Genomic DNA, 25636 nt, shown 5'->3' with positions numbered 1-25636 from the left:
GCCTCCGCACGCCTGGTGACGCTACGTGCGTGATCCAGTACGGTCAGTACTCGTGAGGGACGCGCAAGCGGCCCCACAGGCAGGAGAACACCCCACGAACCGCGTCGGCCGATGCCCCTGAGCGCGTCGGCCGGCGCCCGGACGGCCCGTCCCACAGCTGACCGCCCCGCCCGACTGCGCCCCCCACGGGCAGCCGGACGGGGGTGGGCGCGGGCGGCGGGAGGGTCGCACGCGGTCCCAGAACGCCGCGTGCGACCCTGGCTGCCGGGGGCCCACCGACGCCCCGACCAGCACCCGAGGGACGTGGAGGGCCGAACACCCATGACGGACAGCCGAGTTGTCATCGTCACCGGCGGCGGTACGGGCATCGGGGCCGCCACCGCCCGCCAGTTGCGCTCCGCCGGACACCGCGTGGTCGTCTCCGGCCGCCGCCCCGAGCCGCTGCACCGGATCGCCGAGGAGACCGGCGCCCTCGCCCACCCCTCCGACGCCGCCGACCCCGACGCGGTCGCGGAACTGGTCGAGTTCACCACGCGGACGTACGGCCGCCTCGACGGCCTCGTCCTGAACGCGGGCACCGGCCGCCCCGGAGCCGTCGGCGACATCGACCCCGAGGACTGGGCCACCGTCATGGACACCAACCTCACGGGCCCCTTCCTCCTCCTGCGCGCCGCGCTCCCGCACCTCCTGGAAGCCCGCGGCTCCGTCGTCGCGGTGGCGTCCGTCGCCGCGCTGCGCAACGGCGTGGGCAACGCCGCGTACGCCACCTCCAAGGCCGCCCTCCTCCAGCTCACCCGCTCCCTGGCCGTCGACTACGGGGCGCGCGGCCTGCGGGCGAACTCGGTCTGCCCGAGCTGGGTGCGTACGGAGATGGCGGACTGGCGGATGGGACGGTTCGCGCAGGACGCGGGGCTCGGGGACGGGCCCGACGCGGTCGACGCGGCCTACGACGAGGCCACCCGGCTCACCCCCGCCGCCCGCCCCGGCCGCCCCGATGAGGTGGCCGAGGCCATCGCCTGGCTGCTGTCCCCCGCCGCGTCGTACGTGAACGGCGCGAGCCTCACGGTCGACGGCGGCGTGACGGCGCTCGACCCCGGCACGGCGGCGTTCAAGTTCCACCTGGAGCCACGGGACTAGGGCCTGCCCGACGGGACCAGGGCCGGTCCGCGCGGGCGGGACCAGCGCGCCCCGCAGGCCCGGCCCACGCCAGCGCCCCCCGAGGGACAAAGCCCCCCACAACCCCCCAACACCGCAAGAGACTCGACAACTCAGGCCGATCGCCCTGCCGTTCCGGCCCCGCCCCGCCGTACCGTTCTCCCATGCCCGAACTCCAGCGCCTGCGCCCCGACCACGCCCCGGCCCTGCTCGCCTTCGAACGGGAGAACCGCGCGTACTTCGCCGCGTCGGTACCGGACCGCGGCGACGCCTACTTCGCCGAGTTCGACGCACGGCACTCGGCACTCCTGGCCGAGCAGGAGGCCGGGGCCTGCCACTTCCACGTCCTCGTGGGCGGCGACGGCGAGATCTTCGGGCGGGTCAACCTCGTGGACGTGGCGGACGGCTCGGCCGAACTCGGCTACCGCATCGCCGAGAAGGCCGCCCGCCGGGGACTCGCCACGTCCGCCGTGGAGAAGGTCTGCGCCCTCGCGGCCACCGAGTACGGCCTGACGTCCCTGCGGGCGTCGACGACCCACGACAACCCCGGCTCGGAGGCGGTCCTCGCCCGCTGCGGCTTCGTCCCCGCGGGCGAGATCGAGCTCGACGGCCGCCCCGGGATCACCTACACACGGGACCTTACGGGCCGCGCCCGGACGGGGGCCGTGTCCGGGCGACGGTACACCGCGTAAGGAACATTCAGGACATTACGTAACCTCAGAGGGCCTCACAGGAAACAGGCGCCTCACAGGAAACGAGGGCCTCACAGGAAGCTGACGTTCTGCGCCAGCGCCAGCCTCCCCGAGTAGTTGACGGTGTTCGTCGCGGACCGCATGTACGCCCGCCACGCGTCGGACCCGGACTCCCGACCGCCGCCGGTCTCCTTCTCGCCGCCGAACGCCCCGCCGATCTCCGCCCCGCTCGTGCCGATGTTGACGTTGGCGATGCCGCAGTCGGAGCCCTCGGCGGACAGGAACAGCTCGGCCTCGGCCTGGTCGCGGGTGAAGATGCTGGAGGACAGGCCCTGCGGCACGTCGTTGTGCAGGGCGATGGCCTCTTCGAGGGTCTCGTACGTCATGACGTACAGGACGGGCGCGAAGGTCTCCTCGCGTACGACACCGGTCTGCGCGCCGACGCGGACGATCACCGGCTCGACGTACGCGGCGTCGGGCGCGATGTCCGCGAACCGCCGGCCGCCGCCCGCGAGCACCTTGCCGCCCTCGGCCTGGGCGCGGGCCACCGCCTCCTGCATGCGGTCGAGCGCGGCGGTGGAGATCAGCGGCCCGACGAGGGTGGCCTCGTCGAAGGGGTCGCCGACGGGCAGCTTGGCGTAGGCGGCGGTGAGCCGGGCCACGAGGGTGTCGGCGATGTCGCGGTGCACGATGAGGCGGCGCAGCGTGGTGCACCGCTGCCCTGCCGTGCCCGCCGCCGCGAACACGATGCCCTGCACGGCGAGGTCCAGGTCGGCGGAGGGCGCGACGACGGCGGCGTTGTTGCCGCCGAGTTCGAGCAGCGTCCGGCCGAACCGGGCGGCGACGCGCGGCCCCACCTCGCGCCCCATGCGGGTGGACCCGGTGGCGCTGACGAGCGCGACCCGGGAGTCGTCGACGAGCCGCTCGCCGACGGCCCGGTCGCCGATGACGAGCCGGTGCACGCCGTCGGGGGCGCCGACGTCCTCGGCGGCCCGGTCGAGGAGCCGCGCGCAGGCCAGCGAGATCAGCGGGGTCAGCTCGGACGGCTTCCAGACGACGGTGTCGCCGCAGGCCAGGGCCACGGCGGTGTTCCAGGACCACACGGCACAGGGGAAGTTGAACGCCGAGACGACACCGACGACGCCCAGCGGGTGCCAGGTCTCGGTGAGCCGGTGTCCGGGCCGCTCGGAGGCGATGGTCCGCCCGTACAGCTGCCGGGAGAGGCCGACCGCGAAGTCGCAGATGTCGATCATCTCCTGGACCTCGCCGAGCGCCTCGGAGCGGATCTTGCCCGCCTCGACGGTGACGAGGTCGGCGAGGTCGCCCTGGTGCTCGCGCAGCAACTCGCCGAGGCGGCGCACCAGTTCGCCCCGGCGCGGGGCGGGTGTGGAGCGCCAGGTCAGAAAGGCCGCGTGCGCGTCGGCCACGGCCTGCTCGACGTCGGCGGGGGTCGCGGCGGGCACGGGGAACAGGCGCTCGCCGGTCAGGGGCGTCCGCGCGTGACAGACCTCGCGCTCGGTCCCGCCGCCGCCCACGCCTTCGTCGAGCGAGACGCCGACGCGGTCGAGGGCGGCGCGGGCGCGGGTGCGGAGGTCGTCGGTGGTGGGGAGGGTGCGGGGCATGGGTCTCCTTGGTCGGGGTGGGGTGCGGGCCGGGGGCTTTGGGGTGGGGTGCGGGCCGGGGGCCTCGGGGCGGGGGTGCGGGCCGGGGGGCCTCGGGGTGGGCGGACGCGCCGGGCGACGCGCGGGTCAGGGGCCGGGGGCAGGGCAGGCCAGGGGGCGTGGGCGCGGCTCGGGCCCGGGCTCAGGCGGGTGGCGGCACCTCCACCCGCCCGATCCCCAGCTCCTCCGCCACCCGCCCGAGGGACCGTTCCTGCTGCCCCTCGTACAGGGCGAACGGATCGAGTACGTCACGGCCGACGGCGCCGGACAGCCAGTCGCTGTCGTACGCGGCGCCCGCCTCGCCGTCCTTGCGGGTGCCGGAGCCGTCCAGGTTGGACTGGAAGATCCCGGCGGCCGACCGGGGCAGGAAGTCCTCGTACACGATCGGATCGGCCCGCACCCAGCCCTCGCGGAGCAGACCGGGCAGGTCCGGCGGCGGGGTGCGGCCGTCGCGGGGCCGGTCGGCGACGACGTGGTACGTGAAGTGGGCGAGGCCGCGTTCGGCGAGGGCGTGCTCGGTGCGGGGGAAGTGGTCGGGCCACAGGGCGCGGGCGCGGTCGGCGCGGGTCGGGGCGGCGCCTTCGTGCACCCCGGCCGCCCCCTCCGCGTCGAGCCGCGCCAGCAGCTCGTCGTACAGCGCCCGCCCCCGCCGGCTGAGCGCGATCCCCCGCGCCTCGACCTCCCCGAACCGCACCCGCAGCGCCCCCGGGACCACGCTCCCGTCCGGCTGCCGCATGGCGCGCGGCTCGTCCAGGGCCCGGAAGGAGGTCTGGCGAAGCAGCACGTCCGGCCCTTCCCACTTGGGCGGCCCCTGGATGGCGTCGATCATCCGGACGCCCCGGTCGGTCATGCGCCGGTACAGCTCGTCGATGTCGAGGACCCGAGGCGTCAGATGATTGATGTGGGTGCTCCGCACGCCCCCGATGTCGGCGGCGACGGCGGAGACCCGCTCCAGCGTCTCGTACCATGCCCGGTCGACCGGCTCGGGCGACAACTCGAAGGCGCCGACGGCCAGTTGCAGGAACCGCTCGGCGTCGCCGCCCGGCAGTCCCTGCTCCGCCTCCGCCCGGTCGGCGAGGGCGAGCAGCTCGGCGGGGAACAACTCCCGCTCCCCCAGGAACCGTTCGAGCCCGTCCCGCAGGTCGGCGTCGAAGAAGCGGGGGTCGGCCGGGGTGAGCAGCGAGGTGAAGACACGGAAGGGATTGCGGGCCAGCTCGTCGCCCTCGACCGGACGGAAGGCGGTGGACACGACGGGCACGGCGCTCGCGGCGGCCTCCCGCAGGTCGTAGAACCCGACGGGCCGCATCCCCAGGGCGCCGAAGACCCGGCCGACCTGCGCCAGCTCGGCGGGCGTCCCGACCCGGATGGCCCCGTGCCGCTCGGCGGTCACCCGCCCGATCGCCCCGAGCCGCTCGGCGTCCGCGCCGCGCTCACGCAGCACGTCCTCGTTCACCTCGCGCGAGACGTCGACGAGGGTGGTGTACGCGGGGACCTCGCGCCCGTACATCGTGGAGAGGCGGGCGGCGAAGGCGGCGCGGAGCTGCCATGGGGTGAGCCGGGCGGCCCCTTCGGGGATGGTGCCGGACACCTCGCGCGCTGCCTGATGATCCATCAACTTGCCTCCCTGTCCGACAGTTCCTGCTCGTCACACGACGTGGGCCTCGGGCCGCCCGCCGGTGGCCCCGCCGCCCTCCCGGAAGCGGTCGGCGTCGAGCGGGGTGACGTCGACGACCGGCCGCCGCCCGAGGTACAGATCCCGTACAACCTCTCCCACAGCCGGGGCCTGAAGGAACCCGTGGCCGGAAAACCCGGTGGCATAAAGGAAGTTGGAGACGCGCCGGTCCCGGCCGATCAGGGCGTTCCGGTCGGGTGTGAGCTCGTAGAGACCGGCCCACCCGTCGGCGATCTCCAGGTCCGCGAGGGCGGGGGCGCGCCGCCTGGCCGCGTCCCGGAACAGCTCGACCCAGTCCTCGGTCCAGGTCGTGTCGAAGCCCTCCTCCTGGGCGGGGTCGGCGAGGCCGACGAGCAGCCCGTCGTCGCTGTTGTGGAAGTAGGCGGTCGAGGAGAAGTCGATGGTGAAGGGGATGCGCGGGGCGGGCGGGTCCAGCGGCCGGGTGAGGGCTATCTGCCGCCGCACGGGCCGTACGGGCAGCCGCACCCCGGCCGCGTCGCCGACCCCGGCGGACCAGGCTCCGGCGGCGCACACGAGGGTGGAGCAGGGGATGACGCCCCGGTCGGTGCGGACGGCGGTGACGCGCCCGCCGTCGTCGTCGAGGTCCACGCCGGTGACCGTGGTGCCGGTGCGGAACCGGACCCCGGCGCGGGCTGCGGCGCGGGCGTAGCCCCGGATGACGAGGCCGGGGCGGGCGTGGCCGTCGTCCGGCGAGTGCACGGCGCCGACGAGGCCCTCGTCGCGTACGTACGGACACAGCTCACGCGCCCGCCGCGGGCTGATGACGCGGCTGGGCACCCCCAGGGCGTTCTGCGTGGCGACGCCCTCCTCGAAGGCCGCGAGGTCCGCGTCGTCGCTCAGCAGGAACAGATACCCGGCCCGCTCCAACCGGATGTCGCCGCCGGGCCGACGCCCGAAGTCCCCGTACGCCCGCAGGCTGCGCAGCCCCAGCTCGATGTTGACCGGGTCGGAGAACTGCGCCCGCACCCCGCCGATCGGCTTGCCCGAACTGCCGCACCCGAGCGTGCCGCGCTCGACGACGACGATGTCCCTGACCCCGGCCTCGGCGAGGTGGAAGGCGATGGAGACGCCCATGACGCCGCCGCCGACGATGACGAGGGAGGGGGCGTTGGACGGAGAGGTCAAGGTGCGCTCCCGTTCGTCAGGGGCTCGACTCGATCTACCGGACATCGTGCAGCAGCGCGACCATTGACGTCCATGAACAGATCCTGCGCGTGACCGTTGAGCGCCGCTATACGAACGTGCCGAGGGAACGCCGGAGGAAACACCGCAGAAGACCCCGGACGAAACACCGCAGAAGCGAGCGGACGGAAGGCGCACGACGTGAACTGGACCAGCGCCCAACTGCGCTCCCTGGTGGAACTCGGCAGACGGGGCACGATCACGGCGGTGGCCGCCGCGCTCGGCTACACCCCCGGCGGCGTATCGCAGCAGATCGCGGCGCTTGAGCGGGCCACGGGCCGGGAACTGCTGCGCCGGGCGGGCCGCAGGGTGGAGCTGACCGAGGCGGGCCGCACCCTCGCCGCGCACGCGGAGCTGATCCTGGCCGCGGAGGCGGAGGCCGTGGCGGCCGTGGAGCGCACGCGCACCGAGATCACCGGGATCCTCCGGGTCGCGCTGTTCGCGACGGCGGCCGCGGACATCCTGCCCGAGGCGCTGCGCCGGGCCCGCGAGGCCCACCCCGGCCTGGAGGTGCGCAGCAGGGACATGGAGGTGGACGACGTGTACGACGCGGTGGCGTCGGGGACGGCGGACCTGGCGCTCGGCCTGGACTACCCGGACGTACCGATCCCCCGGGACCCGGCCCTGCGCGTACGCCACCTGCGCACGGAACGCTTCGCGCTGGCGCTGCCACCGGGCACGTACGCCGACCGACCGCCCGCCCCCCTCCCCCTGGCCGACACCGAACCCCTCCCCTGGATCCTCCCGTCCCCCTCCTCCTACTACGGCCGAGCGATCCGCACGGCCTGCCGCCGAGCGGGCTTCGAACCCCGGGTCCACCACGAGGTGACCGACACGGCGGCGGCGCTGGCCCTCGTGGAGGCAGGCATCGGCGTCACCCCGGTCACCAACCTGATGCTCCGCCTACGCCCCTCCCACGTGGACGTGCTCCCCCTCACCCCACCCCCGGAACGCCACATAGTGATGATCTACCGCACGGCCACGGCGTCCCTGCCCACGCTGACCTCACTGATCGCCCTCCTCGAAGGCGAAGCGGCCTAGCCCCCCAAGCGGGCCAACCCGGCGCCCCCACAGCCCGACCTGCCTCCTGCCCCCTGCCCAGGCACCGCCCCCACCACCGTCCACCCCGACACCTCGATCCGCTACGCTGTCCTGGACTGCCACACACGGCAGCCCAGGCCCTTGCGGCGACAGGACACGGCCCGGCGATTCCACCGGACCAGCCCACGTTCCCAGCAAGGCCGGCCTTCGTAGCTCAGGGGATAGAGCACCGCTCTCCTAAAGCGGGTGTCGCAGGTTCGAATCCTGCCGGGGGCACCAGTTCATAAGGGGTCCACCTCCAGATTTTCGGAGGTGGACCCCTTATGACATCCAGATCTGACATCAACGGCGACGGTCACTGACGACCGGGGCGCTTCCTGAGCAGCCGGTCCATGTGGCTCATGGCCTCACGCTGCGTGTCCTGCACGACGTGCGTGTAGACGTCCATCGTGATGCTGATCTGCGAGTGCCCAAGGATCTCCATCACGACGCGGGGCGCGACTCCGGCCGCCGTGAGGAGAGTGGCCGTGCCGTGGCGAGCGTCGTGCAGCCGGATGACGCGGAGGCCGGCCGACTTGGCGACGCGCGTGAATGAGCGGTAGATGTTGCGCGGCTCGACCTGGCGGCCGGTGCGGGTGGTGAAGACGTATCCCGACCCGTGCCACTGCTCCCCCGCCTTCGTGCGTGCAGCGGACTGCCGCATCCGGTGCCAACGCAGTGGTGCGATGCAGAGCGCGGGCAGCGGGACGGCGCGACGGCGACGGCTCTTGGGGTCGTCGTCGTACAGGACGCCACGACGCCTCTGGGTCTGCTGACGGACGTAGAGGACGCGGTTTTCGAGGTCGAGGTCCGACCAGCGCAGACCGACGATCTCGCCCCGCCGGAGGCCCATCGCGATGGCGAGCACGAAGGCCGCGTAAAGCGGATCTCTGCGAGAGGCTGCGAGGAAGTCGAGCGTCTCGTCCAGGCTCCAGGGATTCAGCTCCCGGTTATCCGTGCGGGGCGGCTCGACGAGCTTGGCGACGTTGCGCGTGATGAGTTCCTCTCGGCAGGCAGCCGTCAGGGCGGAACGCAGCACGCGGTGAGACTCCTTGGCCGTTGCTGCGGTGGCCGCCTTCTCCAGAAGGACCAGGAAGCGCCGCACATCCGCGACCCCGAGGGATTCGAGCCGCTTCCCACCGAGAACCGGCACCAAGTACAGCCGGACATGCGCCTCGTACTTGTCGTACGTGCTGAGCTTCCGCCGAGGCTTGATCACGTTGTCCAGCCAGTACGGCAGCCATTCGGAGAGCTTGGCCGAACGAGTCGGCACAGGCACGCCCTGATCAACCTTGGCGAGCAGCGCACGGCGCTTGGTGTCACACTCCTGCCAGGTCTTGCCGTAGGCGAACTTCCGGGCACGGGTGCCGTCCGGCTGGAGCACGTACACGGCGCACTGATAGCGCCCGTCCTTGCGCTTGGTGATGGTGCCCGCGCCGTTCGGATTCCGCTTGCGATTAGCAGCCATCAGGCAGCTACCTCCAGTTCGTTGGCGATGTAGTCCCGCAAGGCCCGAGCCGGGATACGGCGGCACCGGCCGATCGTGAGCGAAGGCAGCCGACGCGAGCGGATCAGGTCATAGACCGTCGATCGTCCGAGCTTGAGTCGCGCCACGACATCGGCCACGGTCAACAGCTCGTCGTCACGCATGCGTCGGTTCTCCTTCTGTTCCGGGGGCAGGTTCGAGGGATTCAGCGAGCCAGGCTTCGGCGTCGGTGAGGCCGGTCCCGGCGTAGACCCAGTGGGCGAGGACGAGGGTCGTGTCGACCACCTCCGGATTTCCGTAGGTGGTCGGGGCGGCGGTGGCCGCTGTGGCTTGCGTTGCGCGCCATTCGGCGCGGGCCGTGCGAAGGGCACCGAGGGTGGTCGAGTAGCGGCGAGACTTCGTGGAGAAGTGGCCGCGGAATCCGAGCATGTGGGCCCAGGCCCGGAGCCGGAGTTCTGCCAGTTCCTTGCGAGCGCCGAGAGCCCAGGCGGTGCGGATCATGCGGCGGGCATGGTCGCTGATGTCGAGCTGGGCCAGCTCGGCGAGGAACTTCAGCGGGCGGTCCAGAGCTCCCGTGGCAGTCTCGGCGCCCTTGGTCGCGTACTTGGCGATGTAGGCGGCGACAGCCCGTTCAGTCAGCTCCTCGCCACCGTCGAAGTCGGCCGAGCGGATCGTGCGTACGTCGAGTTGGTGGCCGAAGGTGAAAGCGTGGGCGCGTCCGTCGACGACCGGGCCGTCCACGCGGGCGGCGGTCGCGGCGGCTCGGATGGCGTCGGTCAGTAGCTCGGCGGTCGCCCAGGCGGGAGGTGGGGTGTCACCGCCTCCCGGGCCGTCGATACGGATGACCGCGTGGAAGTGGACCGCACCGCGCTTCTGGTACTCGGCGACCTTGGCGAAGGACACCCGCGCGTACGCGGGGAGGGCCCGCTGCGTGAGTCCGGCGCGCTTGGCGACCTCCCGGCGGACGTAGGTGGAGAAGCGCCTCCAGAGCGCTCCGGCATGCGCGTTCCAGAGCACGGCCGCTTCGTAGTCGTAGGTGTCGGGGTTCAGGGGGGTGCCGAGGGCGGCGTCCTCCTGGTCGTGGAGCACACCGCAGCGGCAGGGGCGGACTGTTCGGGCCGGTCCCTTGGGGCGGTTGTGAACCCGGCCGAACCCGGGAGCAGTGAAGGTGGCGAAGACGCGGGGGTGGGCGGCGACCCGTTCGGGGACGCCCTTGCCGCCGCGCAGGCCGGAGGTGATCAGGTGGAAGGTGTCACGGCGGTAGACCTCCGCGCAGGCCTCACAGCGGGTCGTACGGCGGTTGTTGCAGCGGACGAGAAGGTGACCGGCCGGAAGGCCTGCGGAGTCGAGGTGGTGGAGGACGTTGCCGATCTCGCCGGTGCGGGTGTCCACGGCGCGCTCGGTGCGGTGGCCGTCGAGGCGGATCGGGTGCGTGCAGCCGCCGAGGCCGGAGAGCTGGCGCAGGAGCGCGGGCATGGTGCCGAGTGCGGCCAGTTGACCGAGTTCGCGGAGCGGGGGCGGGGTGGCGCGGGTGATGATGGCTGTTCTCCTTCTGGCTTCGGCTAGGAGGGGCAGGGCCCCCGGGGCGGCGGATGCTTGGCGGTATCAGGGCCGCCCCGGGGGTCTGGCAGTGCTGGCGACTAGCGCCGCCGCTGGTCGCGGAGCATCGAGCGAATGACCACGGCGCACACGGCGACGGAGATGGCCGTGACGGCGACGGCGGCCAGGAGCGCGGTCAGCACGACACCGCCGACGAGGACGGCCACGACCGCCCCGGAGGTGACGGATATCTGGGGCGTCGGCCGCGGCACGGGGGCCGGATCGGCCACGGTGTGGATGTGCGCGGGCGGCGGCGTCGGACTGTCGGGGTACTTGGGCAGGAACACGGCGAAGTTCTCCTTACCTACTCGTCTAGTCATGTGAGCCGTTTACGATGTCGACGCCGGACCATGTGCCGGAGTCGATCGCGGGTGCCATGAAGGTGTGCGAAAGCAGGAAGCCGAACAGGGCGATCACGACGACGATCCAGGTGCGGACGCCGAGGAACTTGATCGCTCCCCAGGCGAAGAAGCCGAGGACGACGACGAGCGGCAGGCTGACGGTCACGGGGGCGGGTCCTTTCAGCGCACGGGGCAGCGGTGGGTCCGGGCGGCCAGTTCGGCGGCGGCGCGGCTGTCGTAGTCGGCGGAGAAGCCGCAGCGCGGGGCCGTGCAGGCGGCGGTGTGCTTCTCGCGGCCCCGACTGTCGTACGACGTGCCGACCTGGACGGGACCGATACGGGCGACGGAGCGGAAACGGCGGTTGGCGCTCATGTGGATCTCCCTTCAGAACGTTCCGAGCTTTCAGAGCTGAGCGGCGATGGCGTCGGCCATGGGCATCGGGACGCCGAGGCGGGCGCGCAGGGTCGTGGTGTCGATGGCCGTTCCGGTACGGGTGTGGTGCTCGGTGGCGACTTTGCGGGCGTGCTCGACCAGGGCGGCCGGCACGGAGACGGGAGTTGGAGAGGTGGGCGCGGGTTCGGTGGCCGGTGGCGGCGGGAGCTCCGGTACGGGATCGGGCGCGTCCTCCTGGCCGCCCTCCTGGTCGTCGATGCGCTCGGGCTGTCGGCCGTCCTCCTCGGTTACCTCGTGCCCGGTCGGTGCCGAGTGGGCAAGGAGCGTTCCGCCGAGGAAGGCGACCGCAGGCCAGCCCGCGACGAGGATGCGGAGCCAGGCCGGCACGTGGTTCATGTCGAGCAGTCCGGCGGTGGCGACGTTCGCACCGAGGGAGGCCGCGAGCGCGATGACGAACCAGCACCAGCCCGCGGCTTTGGCGTCACCGGTCCGCAGCCGACGCCAGGCGGCGACGAGCAACAGATCCACCGAGACCGGATAGGCCCACGCTTTCCACCCGTCCTGTCCGGCCGCCGAGGCGACGTCGTGCAGGTGGGCGAAGGACAAGGCTGCCGCGATGACGGCCTGTACGAGCACCGCATCGATACGGCCGAGTTGGGCGCGCATGCTGCGGCTCCTTCCGGATTCAGGCATGGCAGGGGTAGGGACGTGGCGCGAGACGGTCACGCCGACCGGGGGTGCGGGAAGGTGCGGCTCAGCCGGTGACCGGTCGCGGCTGCACGACCGGGTTGGCCGGGGACTCGACCGGCTGCGCGGGCACGGAGGGCCGGAAGGGCTCCAGCGCGGGCAGGTCGGGGACCATGTGGGCCGACGCGCGGCAGGTCTCGGCAGCGTCGGACAGGGAGAGATACGGCGTGCGGATGCGGGACCAACCGCCAGAGGTGTCACCGGCGACGGCGAGACCGGGCCGTTCGGCAGGGATGGCGCAGGCGGCGGAGACCGCTTCGGGGGCGATGTCGCCGAGCGCCATTTTCGCGGAGGCTTCGTCGTTCACGCGGTGGCAGACCCGCCCGGTGAGCTGGGCCCGCAGCATCGTGGCACCCTTGCCGAGCTCGGCGCCGAATCGCTGCCCGCACACCTCCAGGTAGATACCGGCCGCACGGCCGAGTTGGGCAAGCCGGATGAGCTGAGTGACCATCTCGTCCCGCCGCTCTTCCTCCTTCCTCGTGGCGACGAGGAAGAGTTCCGCCACTTCGTCGACGAACAGGACTACGGGCACGGGCCGTTCCTGCTCGGGAAGCCCCCAGATGTCGGAGGTGATCTCCTCGTTCGGCGTGCCTGGTGCGATCCTCTGGCGTGCCTTGATCAGGTCGTACCGGTCCTCCATTTCCTTGATGAGCACGGGCAACAACTCAGCAGCTTGCTCGGGATCGGTGGCGAGCGCCGACAGCCGCGAGGCGAAGGGCGCCAGCTCCACACCGCGCTTGCAGTCGATGCCGACCAGGGCGACGGGCTGCGGCGCGAGTCCGGCAACGAGGTGCCGCAGGTACATGGACTTGCCCGACAGGGTGGCGCCCAGGGAGAGGCCGTGCGGCACCACGCGGTAGTCGCGTACGAATGGTGTGGCGTCTTCCCGCAGCGCTACGGGCACTTTCAGGAATCCGCCCGCCGCTTTGCGCGGCATACGGACCTCTCGCAGCACGTCATAGCCAACGAGTCGCAGGTCGACCACGCCAGGCTTGACCGTGGTCACGTAGACGGCGTGAACTCCCCATGCGTGCCGCAGCCGTTCGGCCGAGGCGGCCACGTCGGCGGGTTCCTGGCCCGGTGCGAGCCGCAGGCGGAGCCGTAAGCCGGTCGTGGTCGGGCGGATGATTCCGCGCCGAGGCGGTACGGGACGGATCTCCCCACGGGTTGTGGCCTTGACCGCCAGGACACGCAGTCGGGATGGAGTCACGGACAGGCCGCAGGCCTCCATGACCGAGCCGTAGGAGCTGAGCAGCCGGGCCGTGGATATCGGCAGGCCGACCGCAGACCAGTAGACCCCGGGGTGCTTGGCCCGGGTGTAGGCAGCCCCGCCGCCGAGTGCGGCGACAGGACCACCCACCTCCAGAAGCGTCGTCAGGTCCGTCATCAGGCCGAGGCCCCCATGGCGGCCGGGAAGCCGGCCGGAGTGACGGCAGCGCAGCGGTAGGCGATGCCGTGCCGCTGCTGGCCGTTGAAGACGCTCTCCCACGGTCGGGCGACGAGTCCCGGCAGCGAGACCGGCGCACCGAGCGTCAGCCCTTCGGCCACTCCGCTCTCCGGGATGGTCACCTTGATCAGGGACGACTCGCCCTCCTCGATGTAGACGACGCCGATCGTCATCAGCGATTCACCGCTGGTGGCGTCCTTGGCGATCTCGCCGGTCTGACGGTCGCGGACCTTGGGCTCGGGCGCCTCAGTAAGCAGGATCGTCGCGGCCGAGGTCTCCACGCGAATGGTTCGCAAGGTTCTTCCCATCTACTCGTCTATACAAGATGCGGCGTTCGAACCCGATCTCCGGGAACGCCGTCCACTGTGCCACACAACTTGCCAACTCGTCTATACGAGTAGGCCTGTTGGCGTATACGAGTTCAGGGTGAGGACCACCGCGCGCCACAGTCGTCAGGCCCTCACGTGGCCGGGAGCTGGTACGACAGGACGTAGGCGTCCGCCGCCATGACGGTGTCGCAGACCTCCACGGCCCGCCCTTCGGTGTCGTACGCGGTGCGGACCAGGTGGATCACGGGTACACCGGAGGCCAGCCGGAGCGTCTTCACCTCGGACGGTGCGGGCATCCGGGCCCGGATCTCCTCGTCGAAGTGGTCGAGGTGGTGGCCCAGTTCTTCGAGGCGGGCGTAGATGCCGCCAGGACCGGGGTTGGGCTCGGCAATCTGCGTGCCGCGCGCGATGTCGAGCGGGAGGTAGGAGGTGGCGAACTCGACCGGCCGGCCGTCGAGCAGATACCGCCGCCGCCGAGCGAGCACCCGCCGCACCGAGCCAAGCCGGGTGGAGATGTCCTGACTGGCCTTCTCCTCCTTGACCTCCAGGCTGTCGACCTGCGGATGACTTCCCGCCGCGTCGGCCTCGACGATGAAGGCAGACTTGCCCTGCTCGCGGTGGCGCCGGGCGAAGCGGTCGGAGGCGAGCCGTCGCACGGGAGGCCGCGGTCGTACGAAGACGCCCTTGCCATGCTCGGCATGGACCAGGCCCTCGCCCTGCAACACGGAGAAGGAGTTCCGAACGGTCATCCGGGATACGCCGTAGTGCTCGACGAGTTCGGCCTCCGAAGGCAGCTTTTCGCTCTCCTTGAATCGCCCACGGTCGATGGCCTCGCGCAGCTGGTCGGCGATCTGCCGAAAGACTGCACGATCACTCGTGGGGTCGATGTCGCCGAGCAGGCTCGGGAGTGACGTCACGTGTACTCCTTTAGGTATCTAGACGAGTGGGCGAGTGTTGTTGCTACGGTGGAAAGCCTAGCCATCCGAGAGGGTCGAGGACCGTGAGCACTGACCGTCCGCACTCCGTGAGCGTTGCCGGAGTCATCGTCGACGATCAGGATCGTGCCCTCCTGATCAAGCGCCGGGACAACGGCAAGTGGGAGCCCCCGGGCGGAATCCTCGAACGCGAAGAGACCATCCCCGAGGCCTTGCAACGCGAGGTCCTCGAAGAGACCGGAATCAAGATCGTGCTTCCGGCGACCCTCACCGGCATCTACAAGAACATGACGGGCTTGATCGTCTCCATGGTCTTCCGCTGCGAGGCCGCCGACGGTACGCCCACCACCGGCGACGAGACCCGCGCTCTGCGCTGGGCGACCCGCGAAGAAGTCACCGAACTCGCCGACGAGGCCTACGCGATCCGCGTACTGGACGCACTCGACGCAGCATCCCCGCCGGCCATTCGCGCCCATGACGGCGTGAAACTCGTCTAGCTCGAACCCGCTGCACATGGCGGCCTACCAGCACGAAGGAACTTGTATGCACGAGTATACGAGCACTATCCGAGTCTGGGGCCTCACTTGCCCAGGTTTCCCAGAAGAGGTCAGCCGGGTCCGGCGCTGGACGCGGGACATCCTGAGTGGCTCGCCGCTGGCGGAGGACGCCGAACTGATCGTGAGCGAGCTGAGCGCGAACGCGATCCTGCATACGGCGAGCGGTCGCCAGTCGGGCAGCTTCTCCCTCGCCGTCGAGGTATCACCACAGATGGTTGCCCTGTCGGTCACGGACGACGGGAACACGAGAACCGCGCCGAAGGTCGAGCACCAGGGCGAGGAGGCAGATCACGGCCGGGGCCTGGGCATGGTCAGCGCGATCGCACACCGGGTCGTCGTCCACGACAGCGACAAGGGCCACACGGTCACCGCGGAGCTCTTCACCGATGCCGGCCGAGGAGTCCAACCATGCGGATGAGAGGGCCCCGACGCGGCTACTGGTGCGAGTGCTGGACGGAGACCACCGCAGGCCATCAGGGCGAGCGACAGCTACGGGCATCATTCGACGCCTACTCGGCAGCGCAGGCCGACAGGTGGGTGGCGATCGCACTCCGCACCATCTCACCGGCACTCGACACCGACGCTTCGGACGATGCCTGGGGGTGGCTACACGCGGGACGGGTCCAGACCCGCAGAGCGCTCCTGGGCATGGAGCCCTGCACGGTCTCTGTGACGCATGCCGACACTCGGATCACCTGGACGATACGACCGGTTGTCTTCCTGCCCCTCGCCCATCGCCCATCGCCAGGCAAGCGAACTCCCGGCCTGCGCACACAACTTCAAGCCCCAGCAGACGAACTGAGTTACAACTTTCTCTACTGGTTCAAGCCCCGGCTGCGCTCCGCTCCGCCGGGCGGGCTTTCCGGCTCCGCTGCCCTTCGCGCTCATGCCTTCGGCCCGCGCTACGGGCGCTGCGCCGACGCCCGCCCACTGTGGATAGGCCCGGAGGCCATGAGTCGAGCACCCGACCTCTGCGGCCCACAGTCAAAGACATGCCTCCGGCGGGGGATCGGCCGGCACCGGGGGGAGGGGGCGCCGTTCCCGGCCGCGGGCACATCGTGGTGAGCGTGGGGAGGCTCCCATCCCGTCCACCGTCGACCCAGGCAGAGCCGAGCAGACGCGGCCCATGGCGTCCAGGTCGTTCGTACAGTGGCGCGCTCCACCTGGACGCCATGAACCACGCCCGCTCCACGGTGTGTGGGTCGACGGCGGACGGGATGGAAGCTGGGGCGAGTGGTGGGTTAGGGGATTTGGGTATCTGCGGGAAGGCCGGGCGTGCAACATATGGCTATGCAGCTTGATTCCATAGCCACCGTTGCCCCTCTGTTCACAGCAGGTGCCGCACTCATCGTCGGAGGCGTCACCTGGGCGACACAGAGAGGTGTGGCTCGGGATCGAATCCGGTGGGAGGGCAAACTAGAGGTCGCGAAATTCGAGGTCGCTCGGTTCGAGACCACCCTTGAGCACTTCATCGAGGCCGCCGATGCAGGGGATCAGTACATGGACGCGCGCAGGGACATAGACGTGAAGGACTACGAGCAGCGAAGAGAGTACGTCTTCGCGATCTTGGGTCCGATTCGTCGGGCAAGGGTGGAGGCCCATGCCCTGCCCGATTTCCCAGGAATCGATGAGGTCAAAGCCTCGATCAAAAGGCTAGAGTCACTGACCTATGCCGCGGGTGACTCAGACGACCTTCGCGCGATCTGGGATCCGAAAGGCATCGGGGACGCCATCACCCTGCTAAGTAAGGGGCGAAGCGCGTACATGCATGAGGTAACACATCCAAAGTCTCCCGGATGGCGAAAGTTTCTGCCATGGCGCAGCTCAAGCACCCCAGTAGCACAACCTGGTGAACAGTCAAGTGGCGTACTGACGTCTGACATCACCAGCTGATACCAACAGCCGCGAACGGCTGCGGTCGGAGCCGAACTCTGACGACCGACTACCAAGGGCGTACCGGCGGTTGGTGCAGGCGATCAGACCCCCATGATCGACCTGATAAGGATGAGGACACAGCACTAAGTCCTCGCCCGCGATGTGATTGCGAGTGCCGGTCACCGTTAGGCGAGAACACTCATGCCAACTACCGCAATTGACGTAGTAGAGTTCAGCCATAAAGTTCTTGATCGGTTGAACCGGACCGGCGTGCGGTGGGTAGGGTCCCGCTGAACTGGGACGCCGTAGGCAGCACCACGGAGGCCTGTTGGCCGCACTCAACTCCCTAGAGCCAGCCATCGTTTTGGCAGAGCTGGTACAAGACCCCACAGCTCCGGGTATCGAACCCGCAGGAAAAAAGAAGTAACGAGTCACAATCCAGAACCGGGGGCAGCATGGGACTCGCAAAACGCCATGCGATGGAAATCGAAGAACAAGGCTGGGCTCCAACGTATGACACATGGGTCTGCGAAAACTGCGTCAACGAACCTTTCCTTGCAGGGAAAGTCAGGGAATCAGCCCACAAAGAAGAGGAATGCAATTATTGCGGAGAAAGTCCGGCCGCCGAGCTGGATTTCTTCATTGACGCCTTTGTTCAAGGAATATTCACCCATTACGGAGACGCGCAAGAGATACTGCCCTACGACAGCGAGGACGGTGTTTACATCGGCAGCACTCTGGACACTGAGGAATTGGTCGGAGAGTACTGCAATATCTTCCGCGAGCCACTATTTCAGGAAGCAGTGGCCGACGCGATCAATGATAAACTCTGGACTGACTCGTTTGCCTGGTATAACTCACCAAGCGAAGCTCTTTCTGCCGGTTGGGAACGATTCCGGGAAGCCGTCATGTACGAATCCCGATATGTTTTCTGGTTGCGCAAGGACTGGCAAGGCCAGGATTACGACGCCGACGGCGTTCACCCGGCCAGAATCATGGAATCACTGAGCGAGCACATCGATGAGCACAACCTGTACCACACCATCGAGGTAGGTGACACTCTCTGGCGGGCCCGCACACACACAAACGAAAAAGTTTTCTGGGGAGCGAAGGACCTGGGAACAGCCGGGCGAGAGCACGCGAAGCAAGCAAATCGCATGAGTCCTGCCGGCATACCCATGTTCTACGGTGCCGAAGATAAAGACACCGCGGTGAGGGAGAGCCTTGTCCGCACCGGCGACACCCACGTCAGCGTTGCTGCCTTTCGTGCAACACAAAGATTTACTGTAGTAGACCTGACTGGAAGCAAGCTCCCCGCAGTCCCCTCCGAATTCGATGTCGACCGGTTCACCGATCGTCATGGCATTTTGTTCCTCAAAGACTTCGTGAAGGACCTGACTCAGCCGATTCGGGAAAATTACGAGCAGATCGACTACGTGCCGACTCAGATCTTGACTGAGTACCTCCTCAAGGTGCATCAGCGCGAGGAGGGCGACGTCAGCGGCTTGATGTACACCTCTGCTGTGACGGGCAAAACCTGTGTCGTGCTCGACGTACCCAACAAGCGATGCATCAATCAGGATGACGAGATCGAGCGCTTCGCAAATGACAAGCTCCATCTGAAGATGGATGCTGCATCACTGAGAACGTTCAAGATTAAGCGAGAGTACGAGCCGTTGCCGCCATCCAACGACGACCCCTTCGACTAGCCGCTCGAGTGAGGGGTTATGAGTTCATCAACTAGCGCACTGGTTATTGCCTTCGTGGGCATCGTAGGCACACTCACTTCGGCGCTCCTCACTCAACGCAGCGCCAACAGCAACAAGTTACGAGAACTTGAGCGGGCCGACCAGCAACGCAGAGAAGACCGTGCCTATCAAACCGAACAAGCAACTATTGAGGGCCGGCGTGTCTGCTATGTCGCCCTCAACATCTCCGCCCGCTTGTATCAGACTGCACTGACTAACTACCTTGTCGCCATTCGCTCCGGTGCCGTTACCGATGAGATACGCACCGACGTGGACGAAATGCGACGAGATCACAGAGCTCGCCATGCAGAAGCTCAGATGCTCGTTCCCGACGCCGTGTTAGTTTCAGCTAGCACCGTGAACAGCCATCTCAGCAACCTGTATGGAATCTTGCGGCGAATCGATATCGGAGAACCTGAACCAGGTGAAACCATCGAAGTGGCCGCAGAGGCGCGGAGCGGAACGTGGGACATTTTATCCGCGATGAGAACCGTCATGCGACGCGATCTAGGCATCGCTCCATAGGGAGAACAAATTGCACTGACAACGGTCCGGGCTCAGTCGGAGCGACGGCGCCTCGCCGCTGTACAGCAACGAAGTGCAGCAACCCCAGAGGGCTTCTGACATCTACGGCTGACATCAACGACGCCGGACGGGGGCGTACATCAGCAACTCTGTCCGGCCGCGGCACCAGTCGACGACACCAGCGGGAGCGGGCTCAGATCGAACTCCTAAAGCGGGTGTCGCAGGTTCGAATCCTGCCGGGGGCACAGCACTGCGTAGCAGGTCAGCGAGTCAAGAGGCTTCCCGTTCGTTCGAGCGGGAGGCCTCTTTCGTTCGCGGATGCCACACAGATGTCACGCCCGCTGATCACGGTCACAGACCGCGCCCAATCGGAGGGCCGGCCGCCCGGCCCGAGGAAGAACCTGGATCACGGGCGGAACCCGGAACCGTTCCGGGCGGCTGCTGAATAGTGAACCGGCGTCACCCACCGTGGGTACGGTGAGAGCCAGGCGAAGCGGTGTACCGACAACGCGGTGCGCGAGCTGTACGACGAGACCGGCCCGGTGAGTCATGTATGCCGACACACCGGGTGTTGTCGTCAGAGCGGGGGATGAGAACGCCTTCAGGACCTGGGGCCGACGCATGGCCCTGACCAGGACCAGGGTCCTGGTCAGGGATCGGTCCCGGGTGCCGGTCCGGGGCCGGGTGCCACTGCGAAAATGGTCCACGGACGTCGGCTTCACCCCGGGACTGCGGGCCGCCGCGGGGGACGGCTCCCGGACGGAGGTCGCGAGCAGACCGGCGAAAGCCGGGATCGACCGGCCGCGGAAGGGACCACCACCAGCATGTCGACGCATCACCGGCCGCTGCCGCCGTCACCGAGACCCAGCGGCCGGCCCTGGACCGTCAGCGACTGGCTGGTGGCTGTCGGGGCGGCCGTCGTCGATCTCCTCGGCTACACGGTCGGCGGGCCGGGCGACGGACGGCCGGTCTCCCTGACCGCGCTGGTTCTGCTCGTACTGGCGGCCGTGCCGCTGCTCACCCGGCGCCGCTTCCCACTGGCGTCATTGGCGGGTGTGCTGGCCCTCGGCCTGGCGCTGAACCTGAGCGGGCCGATGCCGCACCACTTCAACGGCACACTCGCCGTGGCGCTGTTCGCCGTGACCCAGTACCGCGGTCTCGCGGTGGCGGCGCCAGCCGCCCTCGTGGCGGCCGCCGTGCCGCTGCTGGGCCGGGGGCATCCGCTGCCCCCGGAGGTCGGGGACGCGGTGAGCAACGTGATCGCCGCGACGCTGGTCATCGCCGCGGCCGAGGCGTTGAAGCGCCGGCAGCACGTGGTGGAGGTCCGGCGCAGGCGGCTGGCCGACCGCGCGGTGGCCCAGGAACGGCGCCGCATCGCACGGGAGTTGCATGACATCGTCGCCCACCACATCACCACCATGCAGCTGATGGCCGGGGGCGCGAGGGCCAACCTCGGGGGCGGCTCCGAGGTGGTGCGCGACGCCCTGGTCACCCTGGAGGGCTCCGGGCGCATCGCGCTGCGGGAGATGCGTCAGCTGCTCGACGTGCTGCGGGCCGGTGACGAGCTGGAGGAGGGGCCGTCAGCGCCGCAACCCGGTGTCGGAAGTCTTGAGCAGCTCGTCGAGGAGTCCCGGAAGGCCGGCCTGCCCGTCGACTTCGCGGTCCTCGGGAAGGAGCGTCCGCTGCCGCCGAGCACCGGTCTCGCGGTGTTCCGGATCGTCCAGGAGGCCCTGACCAACACCCGCAAGCACGCAGGCCGGGCCCAGGCGCGCGTGCGGCTGACGTACCACCCGGACCGGATCGCCGTCGAGGTGTCCGACAACGGCACGGCCGCGTCGGCCGACACCTTGGTGGGCGCCCTGGCGGGGGCGGCCGGTGCGGCAGGGCCGAGGGCGGGCCGCACCGGGTACGGTCTGATCGGCATGCGCGAGCGCGTCGCGCTGCAGGGCGGCAGCATGGTGGCCGACGCCCTCGACGGCGGTGGCTTCCGGGTGGCGGCCACCCTTCCGGCGGCGCCGGTCGACGGAGAGGAACGGCTCGGATGACGGGACCCGAGGACCGGATCAGGGTGCTGATCGCGGACGACCAGCCCCTCGTGCGGCGGGGTCTTGCCCTGATCCTGACCCCCGACCCGGCGATCGACGTGGTGGCCGAGGCGGACGACGGGCAGCGGGCGTTCGAGCTCGCGCACCGACACCGGCCCCACGTCGTGGTGATGGACATCCGGATGCCGGTTCTCGACGGGGTCCAGGCAACGGAGCGGCTCACGCGAGAGCTGCCCGCCTGCCGGGTCCTGGCGCTGAGCACCTTCGACATGGACGAGTACGTGGTCGCCGCCCTGCGCGCCGGAGCCTGCGGATTCCTGCCGAAGGACGTCTCTCCGGAGGAGCTGCTTGCGGCCGTGCGCACCGTGCACAGTGGGGAGGCGGCCGTGGCGCCGCGCCTGCTCACCCGGCTGATCTCCACCTACGTCACCGCGCCCCGCCGTCCGCGGCCGCCGTCGTCGGAGCCCGGCGGGGGCGAACTGACGCCCCGCGAGGTCGAGGTGTGGCAACTGCTGGCCACCGGTCTCGACAACTCCGAGATCGCGTCGGCGATGAGCGTCAGCCCCTCCACGGTCAAGAACCACATCACCAGTGTCTTCGCCAAGCTGAGTGTCCGCGACCGTGCCCAGGCGGTGATCGCGGCCTACGAGTCGGGCCTGGTCGAGGCCGGGTCGGTGAACGCGGCGGGCTGAACCCCGGTCGGGCCCGGCTGGCGGGAGACGGCCACGCGGGGCCCGGAGGGGGCGCTGTGCCCGTCCGGGGACGCCCTGTGGTCGACATGCGGAGGCGCGGATCAGCGGCACAGGGCCGCGTCCACCGCGGCCTCCGCATGCCGACCGGCCGCGTCACTCGGGATCATGGTCACCGCGATGCCGGCGGCACGCCCTTGGGGTGGGCCTCGCGGATGGTCATGTCCCCAGGGGCGGGGAAGCAGGTGTGGCGCAGGCCGACGCGGTTGATGACGCGCTTGGTGATCTCCTCGGCGAGGGGCCGCTTGGTGACCTCCTGGATGATCAGGTCGGCGAGCAGGTGGTTGCTGTTGTCGTACTCCCAGCTCGTGCCCGGGGCGAGGTGGGCCTTCTGGGCCAAGGCCGCGCCGAGGAGTTCGCGCGGTTCGTGGTACCGCGTCGGATCAGCGAGGACGGCCTTCGTGTCCGGGTATTCGGGCAGGCCGCTGGTGTGCCGGAGCAGTTGGCGGACGGTGATCTCGCGTTCGTCGATGCCGTCGCTCCGGCCGCCACGACCCCGGCTGCCATGAGCGCCACCACCCCGCGCCGACCGCGGCGGGAGTGTGAGAAGCGACTGTGCGGTGCGTGTGCGTGCACGAAAGAACCCCTCTGCTGGACGGCGCCGGTGATCCCCGGCCGTCATCCAGAGGACCACTCGGGGGCACGGGAGTTCATCCGCTCCCAGGACGAGACCGCCCCCAGGAGCGGACTCCTGGAGATGGCCCTCAGCCAGGACCGTGCTCCTGACTTAGGGCCATTTCCCGAACAGATACGCCCGGCGAGTCAACTCCTGTGCTTCTGGGCGCAGTCCCTCCCTGCGACCACGGATCACCGCGACCCCACGAGCTTCACGAGGGGCGCACGGACCGGGTGAGTGCCGCGGCCGCGGCACGGCACGCTCAATCGCAAAGGAGCACGTCATGGCAGTACGTCGACGAGTGCGCACCGGGATGGTGGGGCTCGCCGCAGCGGCGGTGGCCGCTACCGCGTTCACGTTCCCCGCACACGCCGAGCCCGGGAAGGGGCACCCGGCGACCCAGCGTGCGATGGACGCCATGGTGGCCGACGGGGTCCCCGGGGTCACGGCCGCGGCAGTGGGCAAGGGCGGGGCCTGGCAGGGGACTTCGGGCGTCGGCAACCTGAAGACGGGCACGCCGCGCGGCGCCGACGACCGGTTCCGGATCGGCAGCATCACCAAGACGTTCGTGGCGACCGTGCTGCTGCAGATGGAGGCCGAGGGCAGACTCGACCTCGACGACACCGTGGAGCGTCGGCTTCCCGGCCTCGTACGGGGCAACGGCAACGACGGCCGCAAGATCACTGTGCGCCAACTCCTCAACCACACCAGCGGGCTCTTCAACTACACCAGCGACCCCGAGTTCGCGCACGACAACCTGCTGGAGGGCTTCCCCGCACACCGCTACGACACCCACACGCCGCGGGAACTGATACGGGTGGCGCTGTCGCACAAGCCGGACTTCGCGCCCGGCACCAGGCACGCGTACTCCAACACCGGTTACGTCCTGGCCGGGTTGATCATCGAGAGGGTCAGCGGCAACAGCTACCGGCACGAGATCCGTGAGCGCGTCATCAACCCGCTCGGCCTGCGGACCACCCGTATCCCGGGCGCCGATCCCTTCCTGCCGAAGCCGAGCAGCCGGGCGTACTCGAAGCTGAGCAAGGATCCCGCCGCGACGAGGATCCACGACGTCACCGAGAACAACATGTCCTGGGCCTGGGCGGCAGGCGAGGGCATCTCCACGACCGGCGACCTCAACCGGTTCTTCAGCGCCCTGATGCGCGGCAAGTTGCTGCCCGAGAAGCAACTCGCGGACATGCAGACGACGGTGCCCACGCCCGACGACCCCTACTACTCCGGCTACGGCCTCGGGCTGTACAGCGTCAGGACGAGCTGCCACGCGAAGCTGTGGAGCCACAGCGGTGGCACCCCCGGCTCCATCACGGAGACCGTGACCACTCCGGACGGCCGTCACACCCTCACGTACAACGCCAACGGCGACTGGAGCGCGAAGGGAGACGTGGTCGACGCGGAGTTCTGCAAAGCGGTCGGCAAGGGGAAGCGGGGGGAGCGTCCGGCGCCGCGGCTGTGAAGTGCCGCCAGGACAAGTGAGGCGCGGCGGACCGGGAGTCCGCTCCCAGGGAGGTTCTGGGAGCGGACTCCCGGGGAGGCCGAGGGTCTGGTCAGGGTCATCCCTGATGGGTGACGGTGGGTGCCTCCAGCAGAGTTGATCTCGCCGCTCAGGCCCGTCACCCCACTCTGGAGGAACCCGATGCGTCAACGTCTCGCCCTGACCACCCTTGCCCTGGCCACCGCTGTCACCGCCGGTGTGGCGGCACCCGCGAGCGCCGCCCGGCCGGACCCCGTGCGACAGGGTCTTGAGACGCTGGTGGACTCGGATCACGCGCCCGGCGCGCTGGCGAGTGTGCTGGACGGCAAGGGGAAGTTCCGCACCTACACCGCGGGGGTGGGAGACCGGGACACGCACGCGAAGATGCCCCGCGACGCCCAGGTGCGGATCGGCAGCGTCACCAAGTCGTTCACCGCGGCGGTCGTGCTGCAACTGGTCGGCGAGGGCAGGATCAGCCTCGACAAGCCGGTCGACGAGTATCTGCCGGGGCTCGTCCGGGGCGAGGGGATCGACGGCAACCACATCACGGTGCGCCAGCTCCTGCAGCACACCAGCGGCCTGCCCGACTACGAAGACGACGTCACCAGCGACATCCTGGAGCGCCGCTACCTCTCGCCCCGCGACGCCCTCGACATCGCCCTCAAGCACAAGGCCGTCTTCGAACCCGGCAAGAAGTGGTCGTACAGCAACACCAACTACCTGGTGGCCGGCCTGATCGTGGAGCGGGTCACCGGACGGCCCCTCGCCGAGCAGATCGACAAGCGCGTCATCCAGAAGCTGGGGCTGCGCCACACCTACTTCCCCGCCCCCGGCGAGACGACCATCCGGGAACGCCACCCCCAGGGCTACCGCCCGGAGCCCCCGGGCGTACCCGCGCGCAACGTCACCGAGATCGACCCCTCCGCGGCCTGGGCGGCGGGCGCGATCGTCTCCACCAACTCCGACCTCAACCGCTTCTTCTCCGCGCTGCTCAAGGACGACGGCAACCCTCTCCTCAAGAAGGCCCAGCGCAAGCAGCTGCGCACCACCGTCCCCATGCGGAAGGGGAACTCCCGCTACGCCATGGGACTGGGGATCATGCGTGTTCAGCAGTCGGACAAGTGCGCCTTCTGGGGCCACAGCGGCGGCATCCCCGGCTTCGGGACCTGGGCCGGGGCCACCGACGACGGCCGCGCCGCCAGCGCCACGATGAACCTCGAACCGAAGACCGGCGAAGCCGTGCAGCACCTTGAGGAGACCGTGGCGGCGGGTCTGTGCCGTCGCTGAAC

General features: G+C 69.6%; 25 protein-coding genes, 1 tRNA gene and 2 pseudogenes. 14 read left to right on the top strand and 14 right to left on the bottom strand.

Going from position 1 to position 25636, the window contains the following annotated elements; translation table 11 throughout:
* Nucleotides 1-321 precede the first annotated feature (321 nt).
* Together ACZ6AA_RS20325 and ACZ6AA_RS20320 are read left to right on the top strand one after the other, a co-directional pair.
* Entirely contained in the window at nucleotides 322-1137 is an 816-nt protein-coding gene (locus ACZ6AA_RS20325) for an SDR family NAD(P)-dependent oxidoreductase (RefSeq protein WP_468457025.1), read from the top strand.
* A gap of 182 nt (nucleotides 1138-1319) precedes the next feature.
* Nucleotides 1320-1847: a GNAT family N-acetyltransferase gene (locus ACZ6AA_RS20320; protein ID WP_468457027.1), complete on the top strand. Its 528-nt coding sequence runs from the start codon at nucleotides 1320-1322 to the stop codon at nucleotides 1845-1847.
* Between the two features lie 71 nt (nucleotides 1848-1918).
* Here the strand turns inward: ACZ6AA_RS20320 and amaB are convergent, their stop codons facing one another.
* From amaB to ACZ6AA_RS20305, 3 genes are all read right to left on the bottom strand, one after another.
* Complete coding sequence (gene amaB / locus ACZ6AA_RS20315; RefSeq protein WP_468457029.1) at nucleotides 1919-3469, bottom strand: L-piperidine-6-carboxylate dehydrogenase; 1551 nt, start codon at nucleotides 3467-3469, stop codon at nucleotides 1919-1921.
* A gap of 181 nt (nucleotides 3470-3650) precedes the next feature.
* A complete protein-coding gene (gene hglS / locus ACZ6AA_RS20310) occupies nucleotides 3651-5120 on the bottom strand; it encodes a 2-oxoadipate dioxygenase/decarboxylase (protein ID WP_471459285.1) in 1470 nt (489 codons plus the stop codon).
* A 33-nt stretch (nucleotides 5121-5153) separates the two neighbouring features.
* Nucleotides 5154-6371, bottom strand: a complete 1218-nt coding sequence (locus tag ACZ6AA_RS20305) for an NAD(P)/FAD-dependent oxidoreductase (protein WP_471459283.1) — start codon at nucleotides 6369-6371, stop codon at nucleotides 5154-5156.
* 153 nt (nucleotides 6372-6524) lie between these two features.
* Between ACZ6AA_RS20305 and ACZ6AA_RS20300 the strand changes: the two genes are divergently transcribed.
* Nucleotides 6525-7424, top strand: coding sequence for a LysR family transcriptional regulator (locus tag ACZ6AA_RS20300; protein WP_468457035.1), 900 nt, complete (start codon nucleotides 6525-6527; stop codon nucleotides 7422-7424).
* Nucleotides 7425-7627: 203 nt separating this feature from the next.
* Nucleotides 7628-7703 (top strand) — tRNA-Arg (locus ACZ6AA_RS20295).
* Between the two features lie 76 nt (nucleotides 7704-7779).
* On the opposite strand, the gene ACZ6AA_RS20290 is transcribed toward ACZ6AA_RS20295, so the two are convergent.
* From ACZ6AA_RS20290 to ACZ6AA_RS20245, 10 genes are all read right to left on the bottom strand, one after another.
* The gene (locus ACZ6AA_RS20290) at nucleotides 7780-8931 is read right to left on the bottom strand and encodes a tyrosine-type recombinase/integrase (RefSeq protein WP_471459281.1); all 1152 of its coding nucleotides are present in this window, start codon (nucleotides 8929-8931) and stop codon (nucleotides 7780-7782) included.
* Nucleotides 8931-9113 carry a helix-turn-helix domain-containing protein gene (locus ACZ6AA_RS20285; RefSeq protein WP_471459279.1) on the bottom strand — a complete coding sequence of 61 codons (183 nt, stop codon included), beginning with the start codon at nucleotides 9111-9113 and terminating at the stop codon, nucleotides 8931-8933. The genes ACZ6AA_RS20290 and ACZ6AA_RS20285 overlap by 1 nt, the downstream gene beginning before the upstream one ends.
* Nucleotides 9106-10425, bottom strand: a complete 1320-nt coding sequence (locus tag ACZ6AA_RS20280) for a replication initiator (RefSeq protein ID WP_471459277.1) — start codon at nucleotides 10423-10425, stop codon at nucleotides 9106-9108. The genes ACZ6AA_RS20285 and ACZ6AA_RS20280 overlap by 8 nt, the downstream gene beginning before the upstream one ends.
* A 164-nt stretch (nucleotides 10426-10589) precedes the next feature.
* A complete protein-coding gene (locus ACZ6AA_RS20275; RefSeq protein WP_471459451.1) occupies nucleotides 10590-10835 on the bottom strand; it encodes a SpdD protein in 246 nt (81 codons plus the stop codon).
* Nucleotides 10836-10860: 25 nt separating this feature from the next.
* A complete protein-coding gene (locus ACZ6AA_RS20270; RefSeq protein ID WP_471458174.1) occupies nucleotides 10861-11055 on the bottom strand; it encodes a hypothetical protein in 195 nt (64 codons plus the stop codon).
* 14 nt (nucleotides 11056-11069) lie between these two features.
* The gene (locus ACZ6AA_RS20265) at nucleotides 11070-11261 is read right to left on the bottom strand and encodes a mobile element transfer protein (RefSeq protein WP_365859152.1); all 192 of its coding nucleotides are present in this window, start codon (nucleotides 11259-11261) and stop codon (nucleotides 11070-11072) included.
* Between the two features lie 30 nt (nucleotides 11262-11291).
* On the bottom strand, nucleotides 11292-11948 hold the full coding sequence (locus ACZ6AA_RS20260) for a DUF2637 domain-containing protein (RefSeq protein WP_471459275.1): 657 nt from the start codon (nucleotides 11946-11948) through the stop codon (nucleotides 11292-11294).
* Between the two features lie 88 nt (nucleotides 11949-12036).
* Nucleotides 12037-13416 (bottom strand): FtsK/SpoIIIE domain-containing protein, encoded by a 1380-nt coding sequence (locus ACZ6AA_RS20255; RefSeq protein ID WP_471459273.1) that lies wholly within the window; start codon nucleotides 13414-13416, stop codon nucleotides 12037-12039.
* Nucleotides 13416-13772, bottom strand: a complete 357-nt coding sequence (locus tag ACZ6AA_RS20250; RefSeq protein ID WP_471459271.1) for an SCO3933 family regulatory protein — start codon at nucleotides 13770-13772, stop codon at nucleotides 13416-13418. Before ACZ6AA_RS20250 ends, ACZ6AA_RS20255 begins: the two co-directional genes overlap by 1 nt.
* A gap of 164 nt (nucleotides 13773-13936) precedes the next feature.
* Nucleotides 13937-14722 carry a GntR family transcriptional regulator gene (locus ACZ6AA_RS20245; RefSeq protein WP_468329146.1) on the bottom strand — a complete coding sequence of 262 codons (786 nt, stop codon included), beginning with the start codon at nucleotides 14720-14722 and terminating at the stop codon, nucleotides 13937-13939.
* 107 nt (nucleotides 14723-14829) lie between these two features.
* Here ACZ6AA_RS20245 and ACZ6AA_RS20240 point away from each other — a divergent pair, with 107 nt between their 5' ends.
* From ACZ6AA_RS20240 to ACZ6AA_RS20205, 8 genes and pseudogenes are all read left to right on the top strand, one after another.
* On the top strand, nucleotides 14830-15237 hold the full coding sequence (locus ACZ6AA_RS20240; protein WP_150217308.1) for an NUDIX hydrolase: 408 nt from the start codon (nucleotides 14830-14832) through the stop codon (nucleotides 15235-15237).
* Between the two features lie 46 nt (nucleotides 15238-15283).
* The gene (locus ACZ6AA_RS20235; protein ID WP_471459269.1) at nucleotides 15284-15715 is read left to right on the top strand and encodes an ATP-binding protein; all 432 of its coding nucleotides are present in this window, start codon (nucleotides 15284-15286) and stop codon (nucleotides 15713-15715) included.
* A pseudogene (locus tag ACZ6AA_RS20230) lies at nucleotides 15706-16099 on the top strand (hypothetical protein). The gene ACZ6AA_RS20235 and the pseudogene ACZ6AA_RS20230 overlap by 10 nt, the downstream one beginning before the upstream one ends.
* Before the next feature lie 488 nt (nucleotides 16100-16587).
* The gene (locus ACZ6AA_RS20225) at nucleotides 16588-17190 is read left to right on the top strand and encodes a hypothetical protein (RefSeq protein WP_471459267.1); all 603 of its coding nucleotides are present in this window, start codon (nucleotides 16588-16590) and stop codon (nucleotides 17188-17190) included.
* 437 nt (nucleotides 17191-17627) lie between these two features.
* Nucleotides 17628-18881, top strand: coding sequence for a HEPN-associated N-terminal domain-containing protein (locus tag ACZ6AA_RS20220; RefSeq protein ID WP_471459265.1), 1254 nt, complete (start codon nucleotides 17628-17630; stop codon nucleotides 18879-18881).
* Nucleotides 18882-18899: 18 nt separating this feature from the next.
* Nucleotides 18900-19445, top strand: a complete 546-nt coding sequence (locus ACZ6AA_RS20215) for a hypothetical protein (RefSeq protein ID WP_471459263.1) — start codon at nucleotides 18900-18902, stop codon at nucleotides 19443-19445.
* Nucleotides 19446-20269: 824 nt separating this feature from the next.
* Nucleotides 20270-21490, top strand: a complete 1221-nt coding sequence (locus tag ACZ6AA_RS20210; RefSeq protein ID WP_468482575.1) for a sensor histidine kinase — start codon at nucleotides 20270-20272, stop codon at nucleotides 21488-21490.
* Nucleotides 21487-22182: a response regulator transcription factor gene (locus tag ACZ6AA_RS20205; protein WP_468457039.1), complete on the top strand. Its 696-nt coding sequence runs from the start codon at nucleotides 21487-21489 to the stop codon at nucleotides 22180-22182. The genes ACZ6AA_RS20210 and ACZ6AA_RS20205 overlap by 4 nt, the downstream gene beginning before the upstream one ends.
* A gap of 190 nt (nucleotides 22183-22372) precedes the next feature.
* On the opposite strand, the pseudogene ACZ6AA_RS20200 reads toward ACZ6AA_RS20205, so the two are convergent.
* Nucleotides 22373-22723 (bottom strand): annotated as a pseudogene (locus ACZ6AA_RS20200) (serine hydrolase domain-containing protein); the annotation flags it as partial.
* A gap of 415 nt (nucleotides 22724-23138) precedes the next feature.
* Here ACZ6AA_RS20200 and ACZ6AA_RS20195 point away from each other — a divergent pair.
* Together ACZ6AA_RS20195 and ACZ6AA_RS20190 are read left to right on the top strand one after the other, a co-directional pair.
* Nucleotides 23139-24329 carry a serine hydrolase domain-containing protein gene (locus ACZ6AA_RS20195; protein ID WP_471459261.1) on the top strand — a complete coding sequence of 397 codons (1191 nt, stop codon included), beginning with the start codon at nucleotides 23139-23141 and terminating at the stop codon, nucleotides 24327-24329.
* A gap of 180 nt (nucleotides 24330-24509) precedes the next feature.
* A complete protein-coding gene (locus ACZ6AA_RS20190) occupies nucleotides 24510-25634 on the top strand; it encodes a serine hydrolase domain-containing protein (protein WP_471459259.1) in 1125 nt (374 codons plus the stop codon).
* Nucleotides 25635-25636 lie beyond the last annotated feature (2 nt).

The organism is Streptomyces sp. NPDC040610 (genome assembly GCF_055594065.1).
This window is presented reverse-complemented; position numbering and strand designations above follow the sequence as displayed.

Coding starts and splice junctions, on each gene's coding strand:
- ACZ6AA_RS20325 (WP_468457025.1), top strand. CDS start 322: ATGACGGACAGCCGAGTTGTCATCGTCACCGGCGGCGGTACGGGCATC.
- ACZ6AA_RS20320 (WP_468457027.1), top strand. CDS start 1,320: ATGCCCGAACTCCAGCGCCTGCGCCCCGACCACGCCCCGGCCCTGCTC.
- amaB (WP_468457029.1), bottom strand. CDS start 3,469: ATGCCCCGCACCCTCCCCACCACCGACGACCTCCGCACCCGCGCCCGC.
- hglS (WP_471459285.1), bottom strand. CDS start 5,120: ATGGATCATCAGGCAGCGCGCGAGGTGTCCGGCACCATCCCCGAAGGG.
- ACZ6AA_RS20305 (WP_471459283.1), bottom strand. CDS start 6,371: ATGTCCGGTAGATCGAGTCGAGCCCCTGACGAACGGGAGCGCACCTTG.
- ACZ6AA_RS20290 (WP_471459281.1), bottom strand. CDS start 8,931: ATGGCTGCTAATCGCAAGCGGAATCCGAACGGCGCGGGCACCATCACC.
- ACZ6AA_RS20285 (WP_471459279.1), bottom strand. CDS start 9,113: ATGCGTGACGACGAGCTGTTGACCGTGGCCGATGTCGTGGCGCGACTC.
- ACZ6AA_RS20280 (WP_471459277.1), bottom strand. CDS start 10,425: ATGCCCGCGCTCCTGCGCCAGCTCTCCGGCCTCGGCGGCTGCACGCAC.
- ACZ6AA_RS20265 (WP_365859152.1), bottom strand. CDS start 11,261: ATGAGCGCCAACCGCCGTTTCCGCTCCGTCGCCCGTATCGGTCCCGTC.
- ACZ6AA_RS20260 (WP_471459275.1), bottom strand. CDS start 11,948: ATGCGCGCCCAACTCGGCCGTATCGATGCGGTGCTCGTACAGGCCGTC.
- ACZ6AA_RS20255 (WP_471459273.1), bottom strand. CDS start 13,416: ATGACGGACCTGACGACGCTTCTGGAGGTGGGTGGTCCTGTCGCCGCA.
- ACZ6AA_RS20235 (WP_471459269.1), top strand. CDS start 15,284: ATGCACGAGTATACGAGCACTATCCGAGTCTGGGGCCTCACTTGCCCA.
- ACZ6AA_RS20225 (WP_471459267.1), top strand. CDS start 16,588: ATGCAGCTTGATTCCATAGCCACCGTTGCCCCTCTGTTCACAGCAGGT.
- ACZ6AA_RS20220 (WP_471459265.1), top strand. CDS start 17,628: ATGGGACTCGCAAAACGCCATGCGATGGAAATCGAAGAACAAGGCTGG.
- ACZ6AA_RS20215 (WP_471459263.1), top strand. CDS start 18,900: ATGAGTTCATCAACTAGCGCACTGGTTATTGCCTTCGTGGGCATCGTA.
- ACZ6AA_RS20210 (WP_468482575.1), top strand. CDS start 20,270: ATGTCGACGCATCACCGGCCGCTGCCGCCGTCACCGAGACCCAGCGGC.
- ACZ6AA_RS20205 (WP_468457039.1), top strand. CDS start 21,487: ATGACGGGACCCGAGGACCGGATCAGGGTGCTGATCGCGGACGACCAG.
- ACZ6AA_RS20195 (WP_471459261.1), top strand. CDS start 23,139: ATGGCAGTACGTCGACGAGTGCGCACCGGGATGGTGGGGCTCGCCGCA.
- ACZ6AA_RS20190 (WP_471459259.1), top strand. CDS start 24,510: ATGCGTCAACGTCTCGCCCTGACCACCCTTGCCCTGGCCACCGCTGTC.